This is a genomic window from Massilia sp. WG5 (assembly GCF_001412595.2).
GTDB lineage: Bacteria > Pseudomonadota > Gammaproteobacteria > Burkholderiales > Burkholderiaceae_D > Telluria.
The window spans coordinates 2023105-2044390 of record NZ_CP012640.2; the positions used below are offsets into that span (position 1 = coordinate 2023105).

Consider the following 21286-nt stretch of genomic DNA (forward strand, 5'->3'; position numbering starts at 1 on the left):
GTTTTTAATAGTCAGTGCTGCATGCCCCAGCGGCGGATGGTGCGTTTTTCGATCGTGGCGAACACGAGATTTTCCACGACCAGGCCGATCATGATCACGAAGAACAGGCCGGCAAAGACGTTGGCGGTTTCCATCTGGTTGCGGTTTTCGAAAATGTACCAGCCGAGGCCGCCGCTGCCGGATGACACGCCGAACACGAGTTCCGCCGCGATCAGGGTGCGCCATGCAAATGCCCAGCCCACTTTCAGGCCGGTCAGGATGCTCGGGAATGCCGCGGGAATCAGGATCTTCCCGACCAGCGAAAATCCTTTCAGGCCGTAGTTGCGGCCGACCATGCGCAAGGTCGCCGAGACGGCGCGGAAGCCGCCGTGCGTATTCAGCGCCACTGCCCACAGCACCGAATGCACCAGCACGAAAATGATGCTGCCGGTGCCGAGGCCGAACCAGATCAGGGCCAGCGGCAGCAGTGCGATCGCCGGCAGGGGGTTGAACATCGAGGTCATCGTTTCGAGCAGGTCGGTGCCGATGCGCGAACTGATCGCCACCGTCGTCAACAGCGCCGCGAGGGCGATGCCGATGCCGTAGCCGACCAGCAGTGTCTGCATCGAGCCCGCCGCGCGTTCGATCAGCACGCCGCTCAGGATGCCGTCGGCGAAGGCGCTGACGGTTTGCGAAAAGCTGGGGAACAACAGTGGATTGCCGAGCCAGCGGCCGTAGAGTTCCCAGATCACGGCCAGGACGGCCAGGATCACGCACTTGCGCAGCCAGCCCTGGCGGTACACGGTTTCGAACAGCGACAGGGGCCGCAGCACCTGGGTCGTCTCGGGCGCCTGCGTATCGAGCACGAATTCGGGACGCACATAAGGCTCGGTGCGCGGCTTGCTCATGGAAAGCGAAGTCATGATGGTCTCCTCAATGTGCGAACAGCATGTCGTTGATGCGCGTTTCGAGTTGCGCCTGGCTTGCCGTCCCCAGCTCGCCAGGAGGAACGCTATTCAGCTCGGCCTTGACCTGTCCCGGATGCGGCGACAGCAGCAGGATCCGGTTGCCGATGCGGATCGCTTCCTCGATCGAGTGGGTCACGAACAGCACCGTGAAGCGGGTGTCGTCCCACAGGCGCAGCAGCTCGTCCTGCATCTTGCGGCGGGTCAGCGCATCCAGTGCGGCGAAGGGCTCGTCCATCAGCAGCACGTCCGGCTCCATCGCCATGCCGCGCGCGATCGACACGCGCTGCTTCATCCCGCCCGAGAGCATGTGCGGATAGCTGTCGATGAACTTGGCCAGGCCGACCTTCTCGATGTAGTACTCGGCGCGTTCCGCCGCCGCCGCACCCTTCAGGCGTCCGCTCGCATGCAGCGCGAACTCGACATTCTGGCGCACCGTTTTCCACGGCAGCAGCTGGTCGAATTCCTGGAAGACCATCATGCGGTCCGGGCCCGGTTCGGTCACCGTCTTGCCCTTCAGGCGGATGGCGCCGTGCGCCGGTTCCATGTAGCCGCCGATCGCCTTCAGGAGGGTCGACTTGCCGCAGCCCGATGGGCCCAGCAGCACGTAGCGGTCGGACGGATAGACCTGGAAACTGACCTGGCGCGTTGCGGTCACCAGGTGGTCGGCGGTCTTGTACTGCAGGGTCACGCTGTCGATTTCGAGGAGCGGCGCGGGGCCGCCATCGCCCGCAGGCGTGGAGTGATTGCTCGTCATGAGTGTCTCCAATGGATTGGTTTTTTTATGGAATCCTGATCATAATGTTCGTACCTGTAGCGAACCTGACCTCGAAAAAAGCCCGCATGCGTATCCTTGTCGTAGAAGATTCGATCGATGTTGCCGATGCCGTGTGCGCGCATCTCGAACGCCTCGGCCACTGCGTCGACCGCGATGCCAGCGGCGCCAGCGCCGCCGCCAAGGTCACCGCCGACCATTACGACCTCCTCATCCTCGACATCATGCTGCCGGGCCTGGACGGCTATGAACTGCTGCGGCGCGTGCGCGCGGGCGGCCTGCGCACGCAGGTACTGATGCTCACCGCCTGCGCCGAGATCGAGGAGCGGGTCCGCGCACTCGACCTGGGCGCCGACGACTACCTGATCAAGCCCTTCGATTTCCGCGAACTGGAAGCGCGCATCCGCGTGCTGCTGCGCCGTGTCGGCGGCGATTCGACCAACCTGCTCAGCTTCGGCAACGTGACCCTGGACCGCAAGAGCCGTACGGCGCAACTGGGTGGCCTGCCCCTCGAGCTCACGCGCCGCGAAGTGGCGCTGCTCGAGATCATCATCGCGCGCCCCGGGCGCATCTTCGGCAAGGACGAACTGATCGAAAAGCTGTTCACCCTCGACGACAATCCGAACGCCAACACGGTGGAACAGCACATGGCGCGCTTGCGCAAGAAGCTGGCCGGCGCCGACTTCGAGATCCGGACACTGCGCGGATTGGGCTACCAGGCCGTCCGCCCATGAGGGCGCCGGGCCGCTCGCTCTACGCCCGCCTGGCGATCCGGATCGGGCTGGTGCTGGCCATCAGCGGCGTGCTGCTGATTTCCGCCATCGTCCTGTCCACCCGGATGGCGGCGCGCGACGTCTACGACCGCCTGCTGATCGGCAGTGCGCTGCAGGTAGCCGAACGCACCTGGTACGAAAACGGCGAGGTGAACGTGGACGCGCCGATCTCGGCGCTGTCGATGCTGACCGCGGGCGACCAGGTCTTTTATGCGGTGCTCGATCCCGCCGGGCGTGTCGTGGCCGGCGACACCGAGTTCCGCCCGCCGATTCCCTGGAAGGAGCTCGAGAGCGGGCCGGTGGTGGTCAAGGGCAGCTACCATGAGCTGCCCGTCAGGATCGTCTTCGTGGGCCGGCGCATGCCGGTTGCGGGTTCCAATCCGTGGGCGGTGGTGATGCTCGCGCATACCAACAACGCACGCAATTCCTTCGCCGACAAGCTCGGTGCGAATACCGCCTTGCTGGTGCTTGCCGCGGGGGTGCTGACGCTGCTCGCCGCCCTGTTCACGCTGTACCAGGCGCTGGCGCCGCTAAAGCAGATCGTCGCCGCGATCGGTCGGCGCGACCTGAACGACCTTGCGCCGTTCACCGAGGAAGTCCCGGCCGAAATCCATCCGCTGGTGGCCTCGCTGAACGACTTCGTCGAACGGCTTGCGCAGCGCCGCTCCATGATGCGGCGCGTGATCGGCGATGCCGCCCACCAGCTCCGCACACCGGTGGCGGCCCTGCTCTCGCAGATGGAAATGCTGGCGATGGAGCGGGACCAGGCCGGCAGCCGCCGCCACGTGGCGCGCCTGGGCGAGCTGACCCGGAACCTGGGAGAACTGGTGAACCAGCTGATCAACCACGCGATGGTGCAGCACCGCGCCGACTCGGTGCCGCGCCAGGAAATCGACCTGGCGCGCCTGGCGCGCGAAGAGATGGCCGACATGCTGTCGTGCCACGCCAGCCGCATGCTCGACCTGGAATTCGACGCGCCGGATGCGCCGTGCGCCGTCATGGGCGACCCGGTCACGCTGCGGGAAGCGGTCAAGAACGTGCTCGCCAATGCTCTGGATTATGGGGCGCCGGCGCTGTTGCATGTCGAGCTCGCGCGCGCGGGACCGGATTGGGAACTGCGGATCGTCGACGACGGGCCGGGCATCCCTGCGGCGGACCAGGAACGGATCCGCAAGCCCTTTGCCGCCCGTGGCGGCGATCGTTCCGGCGCCAGCCTCGGCCTGTCGATCGTCGAGGAAGTGATGCGCGCCCACGACGGTGTCCTGGAGTTCAGATACACCCCGGCCGGGCACTTCGTCGTGATCCTGCGTATTCCTGCCGCGCGTGGCGAAAGCGCCCCCGCAACCGTTCATCCTTAGACACAGCATCTCAAATTCTTATTGACGCTGCATCAGAAGCTCATTAAAGTTCGCACCACATATTCATATATATGATTAGAGGTATAAATGAACTTTACCCTGAGACACGATGACCGGCTCCCCTTGTATCAACGCCTGCGGGACGAGTTCAGCGAACGGATCGCCAAGCAGCAATGGCGGCCGGGCGAGGCCATTCCGACGGAAGCCGACCTGGTCAAGCAGTTCGGCGCATCGATCGGCACGGTCCGCAAGGCCATCGACATGCTGGTTGCCGAAGGCACGCTGGAGCGTTATCAGGGAAGAGGCACCTTCGTACGGCGCGCACGCTTCGACTCTTCGCTGTTCCGTTTCTTCCGCTTCCAGAAAGACTCGGGCGAACGGAAAGTCCCGGAGGGCCGGATCCTGCGGCGCGAAGTGATGGAAGCGCCGTCGGCAGTTGCGTCCGCACTGCGCATTCCGGCAGGCGCCGACGTCATTCATTTATCGCGCTTGCGTGTGCTGGATGGCACGCCCCTGCTGGCGGAATCCATCTGGCTGCCCAAGGAAAAGTTCGCGGCCTTGCTCGACATCGATACCAGTGAATTCGGTGACCTGCTGTATCCCTTGTATGAAGAATCCTGCGGCCAGGTGATCGCTTCCGCCGAAGAAGACCTGACTGCCGAAGCGGTCGACAAGGTGCACGCACGGCTGCTGCAATTGCCGCCCGGCGCGCCCGTGATCGTCGTCGAGCGCCTCGCGTTTGGCTATGACCGCCAGCCGCTCGAGTGGCGGCGCTCGCGCGGCCCCGCCGACAAATTCCGCTACCACGTAGACATCCGCTGAACAGAGGCCCGCCTGCAACAGACAGGAAGGGCCCGCTTGATTACGCCATTTTTTGAACTGAGGAAGACATGCATTCCACGACTGTAGACAAGACGACCCGCGTCGTCTCGGACCTTGAACGAGAGACCATGCGCAAGGTGGCCTGGCGCCTGCTCCCGATCCTGATGATCGGCTACTTCATCGCCTTTATCGACCGCGTCAATGTCGGATTCGCGGCGCTGACGATGAACAAGGCGATCGGCCTGGATGCCGCGGCGTTCGGACTCGGCGGCGGCCTGTTCTACCTGACCTACGTGCTGTTCGAAATTCCCAGCAACCTGGCGATGCAGAAGGTGGGCGCCAGGGTGTGGCTCGCCCGTATCATGATCAGCTGGGGCCTCGTGTCGGCGGCAACCGCCTTCATTTCGGGTCCGAACTCGTTCTATGGCATGCGCATGCTGCTTGGCGCCGCCGAGGCCGGCTTCTTCCCCGGCGTGATCCTGTACCTGACCCAATGGTTCCCGGCCGCCTACCGGGCCCGGATCATCGCCATCTTCATGGTGGCCGTGCCCCTGTCGAGCTTCATCGGCTCGCCCCTGTCCGCGGCGCTGCTGCAACTGGACGGCCTGTTCGGCCTGCAGGGCTGGCAGCTCATGTTCATCATCGAAGCCGTCCCGGCAGTCCTGCTCGGCCTGATGACGCCATGGCTGCTGACCAACAAGCCGCAGGACGCGACGTGGCTGGATACCGAACAGAAGACCTGGCTCACGCGCCAGCTGGACACGGAAAGTGCAGCGGCCAGCAAGACCGGCAAGGGCAAGCAGCACGGCAGCCTGCGCGACATCCTGCTGAACCGCTATGTGCTCGCGGCGGCCCTGGTGTACGCCGGCGCATCCGGCGCGAGCCAGTGCCTGTCCCTGTGGCAGCCGCAGATCATCAAGTCCTTCGGCCTGTCCACCTTCCAGACCGGCCTGCTGAACTCGATTCCCTTCGGGATCGCCGCCATTCTCATGCTGTGGTGGGGCAAGCACTCGGACCGTACCAAGGAACGTGTCTGGCACAGCGGCCTGCCCCTGGCGGCAGTGGCGCTCAGCCTGGTGCTGGTCCCCTTCGTCCAGAGCTCGCTTGCCTTGACCATCGTCCTGCTGGTGTTTGCCGTCACGGGCACCTATATTTTCAAGGGGCCGTTCTGGGCGCTGGCCAGCGAATGGATGCCGGGCGCGGCCGCCGCGGCCGGACTGGCGCAAGTGAACGCCATCGGCAACCTGGCCGGTTTCGCCGGCTCCTCGCTGCTCGGCGCCATCAAGCACGCCACCGGCAGCTTTGCGCTGGCCCTGCTGCCGATTGCCTTCATTTCGGCCGTCGGCTGCGTGGTCTTGTGGCTGCTCACCCGTAAGCGTTAATCGATCCTACTCCGAGACAGCCATGTTCAACTGGTATCGCGACATTACGCCGCGGGAGAGAAAGACCTTCTGGGCCTGCTTCGGCGGCTGGGCGCTCGATGCACTCGACGTGCAGATGTTCAGCCTGGCCATCCCGGCGCTGATCGCCACCTTCGGCCTCGACAAGACGGACGCGGGCCTGATCAGCGGCGTCACCCTCGTCTCGTCCGCCCTCGGCGGCTGGATCATGGGCGCCGTATCGGACCGTATCGGCCGGGTGCGCGCGCTCCAGCTGACGATTGTCTGGTTTTCGCTGTTCACCCTGCTGTCCGCCTTCGCCGGGACCTTCCACCAGCTGCTGGTACTGAAAGCGCTGCAGGGCTTCGGCTTCGGCGGCGAATGGGCGGCGGGCGCCGTGCTGATGGCCGAGGTCATCCGGCCTGAGCATCGCGGCAAGGTCATGGGGACCGTCCAGAGCGCATGGGCGGTGGGCTGGGGCGCTTCGGTGCTGTTGTATTCCACCGTGTACATGCTGCTGTCGCCCGAGATGGCATGGCGGGTCATGTTCGGCATCGGAATCCTGCCCGCCTTCCTGATCGTCTATGTACGCCGCAACATCACCGAACCGGAACGCTTTACCGAGGCCAAGGCGCTGGCGAAACCGGGCGCGCGCGACCTGCTCGCCATCTTCAGGCCGGACGTGCTGCGCCTGACCCTGGTAGGCGCCCTGGTCGGCGTGGGCGCGCATGGCGGCTATCATGCGCTGATGACTTGGCTGCCGACCTATCTGAAAACCGAGCGCCACCTGTCGGTGCTGGGCACCAGCGGCTACCTGGCGATCATCATCGTCGCCTTCTGGTGCGGCTGCATTGCCAGCGCTTACCTGCTGGACCGCCTGGGACGCCGTCCCAACCTGATCCTGTTCGCAGCCTGCTGTGTCGTGACCGTCCTGGCCTACGTCTTTCTCGACCTGAGCAATACCGCGATGCTGTTCCTCGGTTTCCCGCTCGGCTTTTTTGCCGCCGGCATTCCGGCCAGCCTGGGCGCCCTGTTCAATGAACTGTATCCGAGCGAGATGCGTGGCGCCGGCGTGGGATTCTGCTACAACTTCGGCCGCATCGTCTCGGCCGGCTTCCCGGTGCTGGTCGGCCATATGAGCACGAAGATGTCGCTCGGCGCCGCGATCGGCGTGGACGCCGGCATCGCCTATGCCCTGGTCGTCGTGGCCGTCCTGGCCTTGCCGGAAACCCGCGGCAAGCAGCTGGAAGAAGAAACGCCGGACCAGGAAGGCCAGGCGCCTGCTGCGGTCCGCATCCGGCACTGAATGAAGACAAGTCCGATTCACATGGAAGCCATCGATACCCACGCCCACATCTTCGAACGCGGCCTCAAGCTGGCCAGCGTGCGGCGCTATGCGCCCGCCTACGACGCGACCCTCGCCGATTATCTCGGGATGCTCGACCGGCACGATATCGCAGGCGGCGTGCTGGTCCAGCCCAGCTTCCTGGGGACGGATAACAGCTATCTGCTCGCCGGCCTGCACGCCATGCCGGGACGGCTGCGCGGCATCGCGGTGGTCGATCCGGCGGTTTCCTTGGCGGCGCTGCAAGAGATGGACGCCGCCGGCGTCGTCGGCATCCGCCTGAACCTGGTCGGCAACGCGGCCGTGCCGGACTTGTCGGGCGCCCCCTGGCGTACATTGCTGCAACGCCTGGCGGAGATGGACTGGCAGGTCGAAGTTCACCACGAAGCCGGGCGGCTGCCGAAGGTCCTGGCGCCGCTGCTGGATGCCAGCGTCAAGGTGGTCGTCGACCACTTCGGCCGGCCCGATCCGGTGCTCGGCGTGGACGATCCCGGTTTCCGTGCCCTGCTGGAAGCCGCCGCCAGCCGGCGTGTCTGGGTCAAGCTCTCCGGCGCCTACCGCAATGGCGCTAATGGCCGCGGCCAGCAGATCGCCCTGGACGCCATGCCGCTGCTGCGCGCGGCATTCGGCATGGACCGGCTGGTGTGGGGCAGCGACTGGCCGCATACGCAATTCGAACAGGACGTCGGCTACCCGCAATCCCGCCGGGCGCTCGACACCTGGCTGCCGGATACGGAAGAGCGCCGGATGGTGCTGGTCGATACGCCGGCGACGCTGTTCCGGTTTCGATAAGCACCTTCTTCACCCAAACAAGCCGTGCAGATACCAGCGCGGCTCCATATCGTCCGCCCCGATCCGCTCCCGGTACACCCAGTACAGCGCATGGTCCTGCCCCTCGGCGATGAAGTAGTCGCGCGTCTGCGGGCCGTTCCACCAGCCGGCCTCGATCCGCTCCGCGTTCGAGGCCATGCGCAGCGGCGAGCCGTAGAAGGGCCGGTGGTCGCGCATCAGCAATGCGATCGGCTTGGCCAGCAGCCAGGTCGGGCGCGGCAGGCTCATCACGTCGGGCGGCATCTGCGCATTGCGCGCGCGGTCGCTAAGCTTCTGCTGGACCGGCACCCACATATTCGCCTGCTCCGGCCGGTAGTCGGCCATCGGCAGGGCCTGCAGGACGTTTTCGGCGCCCAGGCGCGAGACCAGCAGCTCCAGCATGCGCATGCGGTCTTCCTCGGTGCCGCCCGGCTCCGGGAACAGTGATTCGTTCAAAGGTGCCATCGGCTGCAGCTGCTGCGCCTCCAGCCCGAGGCCGATCACCGGCGCTTCCAATACCAGCTTGGCCAGGCGTTCCTTCAGCAGGCGCACCAGGTGCTCGTCGCGCCAGGCCGGTTCGGCCAGCGCCACCTCGACGCAGGTGGGCGGGCGCGCCACCCGGCCGCGCTCGTGCTCGAGCTTGAGCACGATGCGCTCGACCGCCAGCTGGCGCGCGCACAGCCAGCCGGTCAGCTGCAGCAGCAGGCGCCGGGCGCCCGCCAGTAACAGTTCGGCGTCGTCGATGCGGTCGAACAGTTCGAGGCGCGCACCGAAGGCTTCGGGGGCGGCGATCCACTCGTGCAGTTCCGGACTCAGGCCGTAGGCGGCATCGACCAGGTCGAGCAACGCCCGCCCGCAGCGCCGCTGCAGGCCGGGCCGCGGCAGGCGCCGCAGCTCGCCGAAACTGGCGCAGCCGATGCCCTCGAACCAGGCCGCGAAGGAGCGCGCGGGCGGCGCCAGCAGCAGGTCGAGCAGGTCGAGGCGGCGCACCAGCGACGGCATCTTGACCGTGCGTTGGCCACGCGCACGTCCACCCGCGCGCGCCAGCAGCCAGGCGCCGCGCGCGGTCGGGGCGCAGCCGAGCGAAACGGTGAAGCCCAGCGCGCGCACGTTCGCGCGCACGCGCCGGCACAGCGCGAGGACGCCGCCGAACAGGCGCAGGCTGGCGCCGACGTCCATCAGGAGCGTCCCCTCCTCGGCCTCGGCCACCTGCGGCGTGTACTGCAGCATCGCCATCGCCACCGCAAACAAGGCTTCGGCTTCGCGCTGCGGCGAGCGCTCGTGGACCTGGGCCTCGGGCATCAGCATCAGCACGCCGCCGCGGCGCATGCCGGGCTGCACGCCGGCGGCGCGCGCCATGCCGGACATCGCCAGCACGCGCTCCTGCTCGAGCACGACGCTGCCGGCGTCAGTGCACCAGCTGGGACTGAATACTTCCAGCGGGAGCCGGGGCAGTGACAGGCCGATCCACAGGCGCATGGCGGTGAACGTGCGTTTGCAGGAGGTTGGAGGAAAGCGGCAGGAACAGCGGCGCATCGCGCTGCGGCCCACGGCGCTTGACGAAGTCGATCTCCAGGCCGCCGGCCTGGGGCCGCAGCGCCAGGCGCAGCGGCGCCGGTGAGGCATCCTGGCCCGCCGCCAGCGGACGCATCATGAAGAACAGGGTCTCGCCGGCCTGCGCCGCCAGGTGCAGGCGGCGCAGGCTGTCGCTGCGTATCTGGTTCTGCCAGACCAGCAGCGCGCCGCAACTGCCGCTGCGCAGCACCTGTTCGGCCGCCCACAGCGCATCGGCCGTGCGGCCGGCGCGCAGCCAGATCAGCTGCGAAGGCGGCACCCCCAGCGCGGCCAGGGCCAGCGCCTGCGGCGGATGGGGCGGCTGCAGCAGCACGATGCGGCGCGCCGCTACCGACGCCAGGGCGGGCCGCAGCAGGCGCATCTCGCCGATGCCGGGCTGCTGCAGCAGCAAATCGACCAGGGCCCCGGCCGGCCAGCCGCCGCCGGGCAGTTGCGCGGACAGGGCCGCGTGACCGGTGTCCACGCAGCGGGTGTGGGAACGCGCCAGCTGCGAGGCGCGCCAGAGCGACGGATGCAAGGATTCCGGCGCTGCCGAGTTGAAATCTGAGCAGTTGTTGTTCATGGTGACGCAAAGAAATACTGTATGTTTATACAGTACTAGCCTCTTCAGGTTTTGGCAAGGTTTATCTTTTGTAACGTGCTTGTGAAGCATGGAAGAAGCTGTCACCGGGTGAATGAAGTCGTCACTAAGTCGGCAGCGGACACCCAACGGGCGGACATCAGGTGATCAGGCGGTCCAGTGCGTTCAGCGCTGATGCGAGCTGGTCCTGGTCGGCAATGCCGCAGCCGATGACCAGCCCTTGCCTGCGCGTCTCGCCCATGTAGTAGCGATCCAGCGTGTGCATGCGAAAGCCGGCATCGCGCATGCGCGCGGCCACGTCGTTCGCATCGTGGTCGCCTAGCAGTGCGGTGATGTGCATGCCGTAGGTGGACGGGATCGCGGTCAGCCTGCCGCCGAAATCGCGCCGCAGCGCATCGAGCACAAGCTTGCGGCGCTGGCGATAGATCTGCCGCATCTTGCGCACATGCCGCGTCAGGTGACCGTCGGCGACGAACGCGCCTACGCCCAGCTGCAGGAAGCTTGGGCAGTGCCAGTCTAGACAGTTCTTCACCGTCACCAGCGCCGGCATCGCCCACGCGGGCGCGATGACGAAGCCCAGGCGCAGGCTTGGCAGCATGCACTTTGAAAACGTCCCGACGTAGAACACGTGATCGGCCGCCTCGTTGGTGCGCAGCGCCGACAGCGGCGCGCCATCGAAGCGGAATTCGCCGTCGTAGTCGTCTTCCACGATGACCGCACCCGCGCCGCGCGCATGCGCCAGCAGCGCCTGGCGCCGTTGCGGCGACATCGCGACGCCAAGCGGGAACTGGTGCGACGGCGTGACGCAGATGACGGCCGCATTGCGCGGTATCGCGTCGACGATGATGCCTTCGTGGTCCACCGGCACCGGTACGACGTGCGCGCCCGCCGCCGCGAATACCGCCCGCATCGGAGGATAGCCCGGATCCTCCACCGCCACCACGGTCTCGCCTGCCACGACCAGCATACGCGCCAGCAGATCGAACGCCTGCTGGGCGCCTGCCGTGACGAGCAGGTCATCGGCATGGCAGCCAATCGCGCGCGCGACGGCGACGTGCCGCGTCACCGCCTGGCGTAATGCGTAGTTGCCCTGGTTGCCCTGCGGGCTGCGAAACGATGGTGGCCTGGTTTCCAGCATGCGCAGCTGGCGCGCCAGCAGCTGACGAAACAGGGCCGACGGGAAAAGGCGCGAATCGACCAATGCCGGACGCAGCTCCACGCCCTGTTCCAGCTGCTGCGCCTGCCCGTCCGACCAGAACCGCATCGGCCCTGTGACCTCATCGCTCAACCATACAGGATTGATTCGCAGCGCGGCCAGCTGGTGCTTGGTGTCATTCGATCCAGCGCGCCCCCCGGTCCTGGGCGCGGGCGCCACGAAAGTGCCGGCGCCCTGGCGCGCAACGAGCAGGCCCTCGTTGAGCAGGCGGTGATACAGCTCCGCCGCGGTGTTCCGCGCAACCCCCAGCACGGCGGGCGCCGAACGGGTCGGCGGCATCCTGGTTCCGGCGGCCAGCCGGCCGTCGCGGATCGCCTCGGCCAGCTGGGCATACAGCAGGTTGACGGCCTGGCGCGAGCCTTTTTCCGGCAAGCGCAAGGCAAGCTCGAACAGGGTGTTGCCGGCGGACTCTCGCATCGAAATGGCCCAGTAGAGTTTTTCGAAATTGGACCTTCCTAGCCGGTCCACTCCAGCCGATGATACTGCAACGGCGGGCGACCTGAACGATTCAGGGGGGGGTGCCGCCGCAACTCCGAGGAGAACACGATGGGCTTGACGATTCACCTTCGCGCGGCCGTCGCCGCGTGCCTGCTGGCCGCCACGGTGGGCCACGCCACGGCAGATACACCGCCGACACCGGCCGCGCGCGACGGGCAGCATGATTTCGACTTCAACCTGGGCACCTGGCGCACGCACATCCGGCGGCTCATCCATCCGCAGAGCGGCGATGCCACCAGCGCGCAAGTCGAAGGCACCGTGACGGTCCGCCCGGTGTGGGGCGGCCGCGCGCAGCTGGAGGAAATCGAGACCAACGGAGCGAGCGGCCGCTGGCAAGGCGCCACCCTGTTCCTGTACAACCCGAGCGCCCGGCAGTGGAGCCAGACCTTTTTCGACAGCGCGCACCCGGGTAGGGGATCGACCACGATTGGATCCTTCGCCAACGGCCGTGCCGACATGTACGCACAGGACGTCATCAACGGCAGGACGGTGCTGGTGCGCGGTACCTGGTCGGACATCAAGCCTGACAGCCATCGCTACGAGGAGGCCGCGTCAGCCGACGGCGGCAGGACCTGGGAAACCTACTTTGCAGCGCGGCTCGAAAGGATTGCACCATGAGCCCGCGCTGGATCCTGGCCATTGCGGCGTGCTGGACCCAGCTCGCTTGCGCGGCGGCGCCGGCGGATGCCAGCCACGCTTTCGACTTCGACATCGGTACCTGGCGCACCCACTCCTCGCGCCTGATGCATCCGCTAAGTGGCAAGTCGGACTGGCGCGACATGGACGGCATCACCACCGTGCGCCCGCTCTGGGGCGGGCGCGGCAACCTTGCCGAATACAAGGCGGATGGCCCCGCCGGCGCAGTCGAACTGCTCGCACTGCGGCTGTTTGACCCGGTGTCAAATCAATGGACCATCCACTTCGCCGTGCCCGGAAAAGGCGAACTCGCCACGCCGGGAATCGGCGGTGTGCACGACGGGCGGATCGAATTCTACGACCAAGAGAGCTTCAACGGCCGCCAGATCCTGCTGCGCTTTTCGATATGGAGCATCAGTCCGGACACTGCTCGGTCCGAACAGGCGTTTTCGGCCGACGGCGGCAAGACGTGGGAGACCAACTGGATCAACCGCTACACGCGCATGTGATCAGATCGGGCGCAGCCTGGTGAACTGCGCCAGCGTCCAATTCCGAATTGCCGGAACAGCCGCTTGTTTGACGTGCCTGATTGATGCGCACAATGCTCTGGCGGAGGCGGTGTCCGCCAAACCACCCGTTAACGAGCGGAACGCATATCGTGCTGCCCCAAAGGCTTGTAACCGAGCGGCTCCCAACTTGTCGTCGAGTCACGATGCCCCGTACACTCGTGGGTAATAGAGGGGCTGCTACCGGCCACGGGCGGCCGTCCAAAACCATGGCAAAATCGCCATCCATGCCGACGATTTCACAATCTGCTGCCGAGCTTCTCTTCCATTTTCGTGACCATGAACCAGCGTGTTGGCGTCGATTTGTGCTCAATAAATCTTGCCATGGATAAAATGTCTGCTAACCCGATAAGCCGGATCAAGCGTTTTCTTAGCCGCAAGTGGCTGTTATTGGGAGGCATCGCCGTGGTGGTAGCGTTCGCAGCAATAGTGACTGTGGGTTGGCTCTCGATAGCGATTACAAGCTATCCATCCTGTTTGACCTATCAATCGAATGAGAACGCTCAACTCGATGGGCTGTTGAAGGCATCCTTCGGTGACTATCTTGTTGCGCACGGCTTTCGAGCCGTTTCTTCAGAAAGCGGGGCAATCAATTGGGATTCCCGTTCGGCATTTGTTCAATGGAGTGGCGGTTGGCTGAATGTGTGCACCAGGAACGAGGAATCCATGGACTGGCTCAACGTTGCGCATGACCTTCAACAGATCAGCTTACGTGCACATTGGTCCCCAGAAGCGTACTTACATGTAAACCCGGACATAACCTCATGCAAGACCGGGAATGGCATGCCGCTTGATTTCCCTATTGATTTCAAGAAGATAGGAATGTTTATCAAAATCGTGAAAGCCACCTGCACTGGTGTGCGATGATTGTAAACCCGGCTATCCGCCAACGGCCAAACGCGGCCCTTGAGCATTACTTGACCATGGGAGTACGGAATGTTAACGGGAAAGAATTGGCCTGCGAGCCGTACGCGTACTACCGCCTTGGCACTGGTGTTACTTGGCAGCTCCTTTGCGATATTGGTGGTGCCGCCGATTTTGCACATTTGGGCCCGCGTTCTCGGTGTAAGCGATGAATCTGCAATGGGTGCTATTTCTGTAGTGTATTTGCTGTTGGCGACGATTGTTTTCCTAAAACTGCGGCGCATGAGGAAGCACTGATCTCACCGTGACCCAGCGTCGATTGCGTCGGTTCAGTTGCGATAGGCCGCTCTGGGTCGGTTGCGGTCTTTCGAATTGAGCTGGGTGCTGCCAAGAACCGTGCTTCGGCAAAGTCAACGGCAGCAGCAGTGGAAAAGCGCGTATTTTCGCGGTCTCGCAACTGCTAAGCTGCAAGGATGAATGCAAAAATAATGAGCCGCCATATTGGTTGGGCTCTTGCCGCCATCGCAGTCGCGCTGCCAATGACCTTCCCCCACGCTAGACCTGCCCCAGGTAGCGTGTCCTGTGGGCTTGGCCTCCCGCCTGGAGCTCCCGGCTTTGCTGAAGCCCAAGCGCAGCTGGCTCTCGAAGCAAAAGCGAACGGCTACCTGAAGGTATGCGAGGCAAACCTGGAGCGCTACCGGATTGCATTCCGGCCGTCTGCCCCGATCATGGCAGATTTGTCGTTCCAGCCAGTGAACCTCTCTAGCACGCAATTCGCCCATTTCAAGAGCTTGGGTGCGATGATCGAGCCCGACAATACCGCTCATACGCGCTTGTATCGCGGATTTCTCATGCCCGACGGCCATACTGTGACGCTATTCGAACAGGATATGTCGGTTGATGGCACCAGTACTTCGCGTGCCCCGGAGGATGAGCCCGAGCGCATCAACGGTATGCCGGCACGGCTCAGCGTGTTTCAGGCGCCTTCGGGCAAAGCGATATCGCACCTGTCCTGGGTCGAGCGGCGACGTGCTTACGAACTCTGGATTGACGCCAACGTCGTAGATACACCGCTGCGCAAGCAATTATTTGCCTTGGCGGCGTCGCTTCCGCCTTCGGTGCCAGCTTGCCCGAACGAAGTGCCGCCGAAACCTGCGCGGATGGGTTCGGATGGTTTTCCGGCAGCTGAACCGATACCAATGACGCTGACCCAGGCGGAAATCGATGCAATGTCTGACCGGAGCAAACGGCCGTGTAAATAACGACTGAAACCGCAAGCGAATTCCCAAGACGTTGATTGTCCGCTAAGGGTCGCTTGCACAGCTTCGGTAGGTCTGCTGTCGGGCCGAACCGGACTTTCAAGTAGTTGAGCTATGAATGGAAAAAAACCAGACTGTTCAATGGGTTGATAGAGAAACGGTGCGGTTTGTCGATGGGAACCGATCAGCACTTATCTGGGTCGATGTCGAGGCCGGCTTTTTCAGTCACGGTCGGATCATTCACGTTGCGTCGATTACGAAATGGGAAGACACGGGGACTGGTAGCGGCGATCCGATAAATTCTGCAGAGAGAGATAAAATCGTCAGCGCCGTCTTAAATTGCTTTCATCGCCAACGCGTCCCCTGCCGCGTTGACGATGAGTCATGAGTGATAACGTCGAAGAATCTCTGCTTCGGGTCGATTGCAGCCGTCCAGGTGTGTCAGCAACCGGCCATAAGCGGCCGGTCATGCCTGAACTTCAAATCGCGGCGACCCATGTTAAATTGGCATTTTGCAGTTCATAAAAAGTTACGCCGCACAGGAGACAGGCATGCTCGTGAAACACCTGACGCCAATATTGAATGTCTCGAATATTGAGCAGTCCTTTACCTGGTTCCAAAAGCTTGGCTGGACAAAAGGCTTGGAGTGGGGTCAGCCGATCACGTTTGGGAGCGTCTACTCCGGGCCATGTGAAGTTTTTCTTTGCCAAGGCGGCCAAGGCGGCCGTGGTGCCAGCGGCTTCCCCGCGACCTTTGGCCCAAACTCTGATGAGTCCGCAGAGAAAGGGGTCTGGATGTCTGTTTGGGTAGAAGACCTTGATACCCTACATCAGCACTGCCTCAACAATGACATCGAGGTGACGTGGCCACCCACGGACATGCCTTGGAACGTCCGCGAGATGCATGTGCGCCATCCAGACGGGCATGTGTTCCGGGTGAGCTGCGGTCTGGAACCGGCAGCTGAGTCGAGTGGCGCCTAACAACTCGTCCAGGCGCCGCTTTGGCGTGGCTTATCTCAGGTGCTGAAAGGTAATGAGACGCACCCTCGCCGTAGATCTGCTCAGGTCGAAAGCGGACGCTACCACCAGCGCCTTGTGACGATTTTATTCATTCACGGCTGCCTTGCCCATAGAAATATTCCCTCACTTAGTGATTTTTTCGGTATGGCGTGCCGATGCCGACGCGTCAGATCAAGGACATACGTGCTCGCGCAGTAACGGTTTTATTCATCGACTACAGCGCTGTGCGGGCGCGGCCACGACAAAAAGCCCGCATTGCGCGGGCTTCCCTGGCATCGAAACGGCAAACCTACCGAGTCAGCAGGCCCGGTCAGAACTTGTAGTTGAGGCCGACGTTGACGAAGCGCCCGACCGCCCCCGCCTGGTGCAGCGCCGGGTTGTAGAAGGTCGACGGCGAGCCGCCATAGGTCTGGAAGTCCAGTGGCGGCGGACTGTTGAACAGGTTCAGGACCGAAGCATGCAGGCTGAGCTTGTTCGACAGGCGGTACTCGCCATAGACGTCGACCGAAGTGAAGGCACGGACCCGGCAGAATTCCGGATTCGGCGTCGCGAACACGAAGGAGATCGCGTCCGCACAAGTGGCGGCGTTGGTCGACGAGGGATCGATCACGGAGAAGCTGCTGACCCAGTTCACCGTGGTGGACAAGGTCAGGGGGCCCTTGTCCCAGCCGATCTTGAGCTGGGCCCGGTCGCGCGGGTTGCCGGTGTCGCCGGAGGTCGCCGACGGACCGTGGGTGCCGGCCAGCTGGATCGCCTCGGCGCCGGCGGTGCCCTGCTTGTACGAGATCATGTGGGTCGCGGTCAGCTGGGCGCTCACCTTGCCGCCGGCCACTGGCCAGTTCATGCGGGCGTCGAGATCGATGCCGTTGGTCATCGTGTACAGCGCATTCTCGAAGGGATACGGCGCAAACAGCGCATTGCCGACCGGCGGCGTGACGGTCGAGAGGCTGCCGTCCGGGTTCACGAAGGGCTGCGCGATCGGCACGCCGCGCACCAGGAAGGGCGTCGCGTCGTAGGCCGGATCGTTGATCCCGCTGATGATCTGGTTGTCGATGCGGATGTGGTAATAGTCCAGCGAGACGTTCAGGTTGCGGACGGGCTCGAGGATCAGGCCGAAGGTATAGGACTTGGATTTTTCCGACTTCAGGTTCTTGCCCGGGGTCTGGACGCCGGCGATCGACACGTTGCATTGCTGCGGGAAGTTGCCGGGCGTCGTGGCGGGATCGTCGCCCGCGTTCGCGCACAGCACCGGGTCGGGTTGGGTATTGGCGAAGAAATAGTTACCGGTGTTGCCGATCTCGGCCGGATTCGGCGCGCGGAAGCCTTCGGTATAAGTGCCGCGCACGGTGACCTGGCGGAGCGGCGACCATTTGAAGCCCGCCTTGGGCGTGACGGCCTTGTCGATGCCCATCACCTTGTCATAGCGCACCGAGGCGTCGAGCTCGAGGTTCTTCAGCACCGGCGCCACGATCTCGCCATATCCGGCGCCGATGTTCTGGGTGCCGATGGCCCAGGCGTTATTGCCGATCTGGGTGCCGTTGGCAACGGTCGGCGGCGCCTGGGCGTCGAGGGCGCGGTGCGTATATTCGAGGCCCAGGTTCAGGGCCAGCGCGCCGCCCGTCAGCTGCATCAGCTCATGGCCGGCGGACACGCGCACGAACTGCAGCTTGCTGGTGGCCTTCGCACGCTGCAGCGGGGCGATGAAGTCGCGCTGGGCCTGGGTATTGCCGCTGGCGGCATCGCCGATCAGGTAGGGATGGACCGGGTCGTTGAAGGCCGCCTGCAGGTTGGTGATATTGAAGCCGTTGCTGATGTCCTGCTTGACCGTGCTTTCGCTGGCGCCGACCGCGGCCGTCAGGTCCCAGCCTGCAAGCGTGCCGGCCAGGTCGGCGCCCACGCGCCAGGTATCGGACTTCACGCCGGCGCGGCTGCCGCCCAGTTCCGGAAAGTTGTATTGCAGGACCTGGGGGCGCCCGGTCGTGTTGCCGGGATAGGTGGCGGGCACCGTGATCAGGATCGGTGCGCCAGGCGGCGTTGCCTGCGGCGGAATGCCCGGCCCATAAGCCAGCGCCGACAGCCCGCCGAGGCCGGCCGTGGTCGCAAAGCGGTTCACCTGCTCCGCCTCCGAGCGGAAGTAGGAACCCTTCAGGTTGACCTGCCAGTCGTCGCCCAGCTTCTGGACATAGGAGCCGAGCAGGTTGATGTTCTTGGTAGCCGGCTGCAACTCCAGACCGCGGTCGCGGTAGGCGCACTGGCCGGCGTTGAACTGGGCGCTGGTGCAGCCCGGCAGATTGGTGATGGCGCCGGTGTCCGGATCGATCAGGTAGCCGGTGATGCTGGACGGCTGGAAGCCATTGGCCGCGGTCGGTACGCCGCGGGTCAGGTTCTTGCCGCCGAAGGCCGTCCAGTCCGTATTCGTGAATGCCCGGTTGCGATTGATCGCCAGGATCTCGTTCTGGTGGCGGTATTCGAGCGCAAGATAGGCGCTGTGTCCGTCGCGGTCGAGGTCGCCCCAGCCGCGGATGCCCGAGGCGTGCGCGGTGACGCCATCGCCGCGCCAGGACTGGCCGACCTCGGCGGTGAGTTCGCTGCCCGAATATTGCTTCTTGAGGATCACGTTGACCACGCCGGCCACCGCATCCGAACCATAGATCGAGGAAGCGCCGTCCTTCAGCACCTCGATGCGTTCGATCGCCTCCATCGGGATCTGGCTGATATCGACGAAGCTGCGCTGGCCGTCGTCCGACAGCGCATAGGGCGCCATGCGCTGGCCATCGATCAGCACCAGGGTCGCCCCGACGGTGAGGCCGCGCAGCGAGATGCCGGAGGCGCCGGCCGCGAAGGCGCCGCTGAACGATTGCGACAGCGTGCCCTGGCCGTTGGCGGTGATGTTGCGCAGTACCTCGGAGACGGAGGTGTACCCCGTCTCCTTGAGTTCCTTGGCGCTGATGATCTGGACCGGACTGGGCGTTTCGATGTCGGTGCGGCGAATGCGCGAGCCCGTCACTTCGACGCGTTGAACCTGCTGGTTGGCCGCAGGACTCCGGGTCGTGTCGGTCGTGGTCGAGGTGGTGGAATCCTGGGCAAGGGCAGCCAGTGGAACGGCCGCCAGGCTGGCCAGGGCAAAACGAACCGCAAGCGTGAGCGGCTTTTGTAGAAAAACCGAATGCAATGTCGCCATGGGAATAAGTCTCCGTGATAGGAATTTGTCGAATAACCTGGCTAGCGGCCTTTCTTTTTTTCCCCGACAGTCAGGCTGATCAATCACATCACCGACGTATTTTTGTGTCAATTGAACGCGAACCAGTCACATCTTTGTGTGGTATTTTTGGTAGCAAATCGCGTTTCAAACTTCGTTTCCTCGGCGGGATCTGTACGCGCAACAATTCCGGCAAGGTCTGCAAAAAATGAAATAATGGCGGCATTGCCATTTCAATGACGCTGCACAATGCCCGCTATCGCACGCTTCACCGGAGTTCCACGATGACCACGACCATGCAAACCATCGGCCTGGTCCTGTTCGTCCTGGCCCTGCTGCACACCTTCTCGACCCACCTGTTCGAAGTCCTGGCGCACCGCCATCCGCGCCACGCCGGCCTGTTCCACCTGCTGGGCGAGGTCGAAGTCGTGTTCGGTTTCTGGGCCTTCGTGCTGATGATCTTCATGGCCATGGTCGAGGGCCGCGCCGCGGCGGTCGACTATGCCGAGTCGCGCCACTACACCGAGCCGCTGTTCGTGTTCGTCGTGATGGTGGTGGCCGCCTCGCGGCCCGTGCTGGAAGCGGCGCGCGCCCTGCTGCGTATGCTGTCCAGGCTGGCGCCGGTACGCTCCGAAGTGGCGCAGGCCTGGCTGGCGCTGGCCCTGGTGCCGCTGTGCGGTTCGCTGATCACGGAGCCGGCCGCGATGACCCTGGCCGCGCTGATGCTGGCGCCTACCGTGTTCCGCCAGGGCATGCCCGAATGGCTCAAGTACGGCGCGCTGGGCGTGCTGTTCGTGAACGTCTCGATCGGCGGCACCCTCACCTCCTACGCGGCGCCGCCGGTGCTGATGGTGGCCGGCACCTGGGGCTGGGACAGCACCTACATGCTGACGCATATCGGCTGGCGCGCGCTGGTCGCCGTGCTGTTCAACGCCACGGTCATCACCTTCCTGCTGCGGACCCACCTGCGCCCGCTCGACGCGTCGGTCGATGGCGAATCGGCGCCGGTGCCGCCGCTGGTGGCGCTGATCCACCTGGCCTTCCTGGCCGCGGTGGTGCTGCTGGCCCACCATCCGGTGCTGTTCCTCGGCCTGTTCCTGCTCTTCCTCGGCTTTACCCAGGCCTATGACCGCTACCAGTCGCCGCTGATCCTGAAGGAAGGCCTGCTGGTCGGCTTTTTCCTGGCCGGCCTGGTGGTGCTGGGCGGCATGCAGCAATGGTGGCTGCAGCCGGTCGTCTCCAGCCTCGGCCCGACCGCGCTGTTCTTCGGCGCCCTCGGCCTGACGGCGATCACCGACAATGCCGCCCTCACCTACCTGGGCTCGCTGATCAGCGGCTTGTCCGCGCACGAGAAATACATGCTGATGGCCGGCGCGGTGGGCGGCGGCGGCCTGACGGTGATCGCCAACGCGCCGAATCCGGCCGGCGCGGCCCTGCTGCGCCATGGCTTCGCCGACGAATCGATCGGCGCCGTCTGGCTGCTGCTGGGGGCGCTCGGCCCCACCTGTGCGGCGGCCATCATGTTCCTCCTGTAACGTGGTGGGGGGCTCGCAAACCTGCTGCGCGTTGCATTTCGGTTCTGCGATGCCCGCTGCACCGTAAGTACAGCTGCGCTTCTCGAACCGAACTGCGGCCGCTCGCGACGGTTTTCGAGCGCCCCTTGTGCGC

18 protein-coding genes are annotated in these 21286 nt (G+C 64.4%); 12 read left to right on the top strand and 6 right to left on the bottom strand.

Annotated features, from left to right (window positions below; translation table 11 throughout):
* Positions 1–11: 11 nt before the first annotated feature.
* Positions 12–902, bottom strand: a complete 891-nt coding sequence (locus AM586_RS09010; protein ID WP_229411086.1) for an ABC transporter permease — start codon at positions 900–902, stop codon at positions 12–14.
* Between the two features lie 10 nt (positions 903–912).
* The gene (locus AM586_RS09015; protein WP_047823675.1) at positions 913–1701 is read right to left on the bottom strand and encodes an ABC transporter ATP-binding protein; all 789 of its coding nucleotides are present in this window, start codon (positions 1699–1701) and stop codon (positions 913–915) included.
* An 86-nt stretch (positions 1702–1787) separates the two neighbouring features.
* On the opposite strand from AM586_RS09015, the gene AM586_RS09020 reads away from it, so the two are divergent.
* The 6 genes from AM586_RS09020 (at position 1788) to AM586_RS09045 (ending at position 8188) form a co-directional block, all read left to right on the top strand.
* Positions 1788–2453 (top strand): response regulator transcription factor, encoded by a 666-nt coding sequence (locus AM586_RS09020; protein WP_047824628.1) that lies wholly within the window; start codon positions 1788–1790, stop codon positions 2451–2453.
* Positions 2450–3850 carry a sensor histidine kinase gene (locus AM586_RS09025; RefSeq protein ID WP_047823673.1) on the top strand — a complete coding sequence of 467 codons (1401 nt, stop codon included), beginning with the start codon at positions 2450–2452 and terminating at the stop codon, positions 3848–3850. The genes AM586_RS09020 and AM586_RS09025 overlap by 4 nt, the downstream gene beginning before the upstream one ends.
* 87 nt (positions 3851–3937) lie before the next feature.
* On the top strand, positions 3938–4672 hold the full coding sequence (locus tag AM586_RS09030; protein WP_047823671.1) for a GntR family transcriptional regulator: 735 nt from the start codon (positions 3938–3940) through the stop codon (positions 4670–4672).
* A 68-nt stretch (positions 4673–4740) separates the two neighbouring features.
* Positions 4741–6054, top strand: coding sequence for an MFS transporter (locus AM586_RS09035; RefSeq protein ID WP_047823669.1), 1314 nt, complete (start codon positions 4741–4743; stop codon positions 6052–6054).
* 22 nt (positions 6055–6076) lie between these two features.
* Complete coding sequence (locus AM586_RS09040; protein WP_047823667.1) at positions 6077–7357, top strand: MFS transporter; 1281 nt, start codon at positions 6077–6079, stop codon at positions 7355–7357.
* Between the two features lie 21 nt (positions 7358–7378).
* On the top strand, positions 7379–8188 hold the full coding sequence (locus AM586_RS09045) for an amidohydrolase (RefSeq protein WP_229411085.1): 810 nt from the start codon (positions 7379–7381) through the stop codon (positions 8186–8188).
* Between the two features lie 9 nt (positions 8189–8197).
* On the opposite strand, the gene AM586_RS09050 is transcribed toward AM586_RS09045, so the two are convergent.
* The 3 genes from AM586_RS09050 to AM586_RS09060 form a co-directional block, all read right to left on the bottom strand.
* Positions 8198–9685: a DNA polymerase Y family protein gene (locus AM586_RS09050; protein WP_052233392.1), complete on the bottom strand. Its 1488-nt coding sequence runs from the start codon at positions 9683–9685 to the stop codon at positions 8198–8200.
* Positions 9615–10343 (bottom strand): translesion DNA synthesis-associated protein ImuA, encoded by a 729-nt coding sequence (imuA, locus tag AM586_RS09055; protein WP_047823663.1) that lies wholly within the window; start codon positions 10341–10343, stop codon positions 9615–9617. The genes AM586_RS09050 and imuA overlap by 71 nt, the downstream gene beginning before the upstream one ends.
* Before the next feature lie 157 nt (positions 10344–10500).
* Positions 10501–11994 carry a PLP-dependent aminotransferase family protein gene (locus AM586_RS09060; protein WP_047823661.1) on the bottom strand — a complete coding sequence of 498 codons (1494 nt, stop codon included), beginning with the start codon at positions 11992–11994 and terminating at the stop codon, positions 10501–10503.
* A gap of 129 nt (positions 11995–12123) precedes the next feature.
* Between AM586_RS09060 and AM586_RS09065 the strand changes: the two genes are divergently transcribed.
* The 5 genes from AM586_RS09065 to AM586_RS09080 all read left to right on the top strand — a co-directional run bounded on the left by AM586_RS09065 (position 12124) and on the right by AM586_RS09080 (position 16380).
* Positions 12124–12693 (top strand): DUF1579 family protein, encoded by a 570-nt coding sequence (locus AM586_RS09065; RefSeq protein ID WP_047823659.1) that lies wholly within the window; start codon positions 12124–12126, stop codon positions 12691–12693.
* Entirely contained in the window at positions 12690–13220 is a 531-nt protein-coding gene (locus AM586_RS09070) for a hypothetical protein (RefSeq protein ID WP_047823657.1), read from the top strand. The genes AM586_RS09065 and AM586_RS09070 overlap by 4 nt, the downstream gene beginning before the upstream one ends.
* A 336-nt stretch (positions 13221–13556) precedes the next feature.
* On the top strand, positions 13557–14144 hold the full coding sequence (locus tag AM586_RS28070; protein WP_162600532.1) for a hypothetical protein: 588 nt from the start codon (positions 13557–13559) through the stop codon (positions 14142–14144).
* 485 nt (positions 14145–14629) lie between these two features.
* Positions 14630–15403: a hypothetical protein gene (locus AM586_RS09075; RefSeq protein ID WP_060567040.1), complete on the top strand. Its 774-nt coding sequence runs from the start codon at positions 14630–14632 to the stop codon at positions 15401–15403.
* A 548-nt stretch (positions 15404–15951) separates the two neighbouring features.
* Positions 15952–16380 carry a bleomycin resistance family protein gene (locus tag AM586_RS09080; protein ID WP_047823653.1) on the top strand — a complete coding sequence of 143 codons (429 nt, stop codon included), beginning with the start codon at positions 15952–15954 and terminating at the stop codon, positions 16378–16380.
* A gap of 349 nt (positions 16381–16729) precedes the next feature.
* Here AM586_RS09080 and AM586_RS09085 read toward each other — a convergent pair whose 3' ends face one another.
* Positions 16730–19600, bottom strand: coding sequence for a TonB-dependent receptor (locus AM586_RS09085; RefSeq protein WP_047823651.1), 2871 nt, complete (start codon positions 19598–19600; stop codon positions 16730–16732).
* Between the two features lie 302 nt (positions 19601–19902).
* On the opposite strand from AM586_RS09085, the gene AM586_RS09090 reads away from it, so the two are divergent.
* Complete coding sequence (locus AM586_RS09090) at positions 19903–21153, top strand: putative Na+/H+ antiporter (protein ID WP_047823650.1); 1251 nt, start codon at positions 19903–19905, stop codon at positions 21151–21153.
* Positions 21154–21286: the final 133 nt, after the last annotated feature.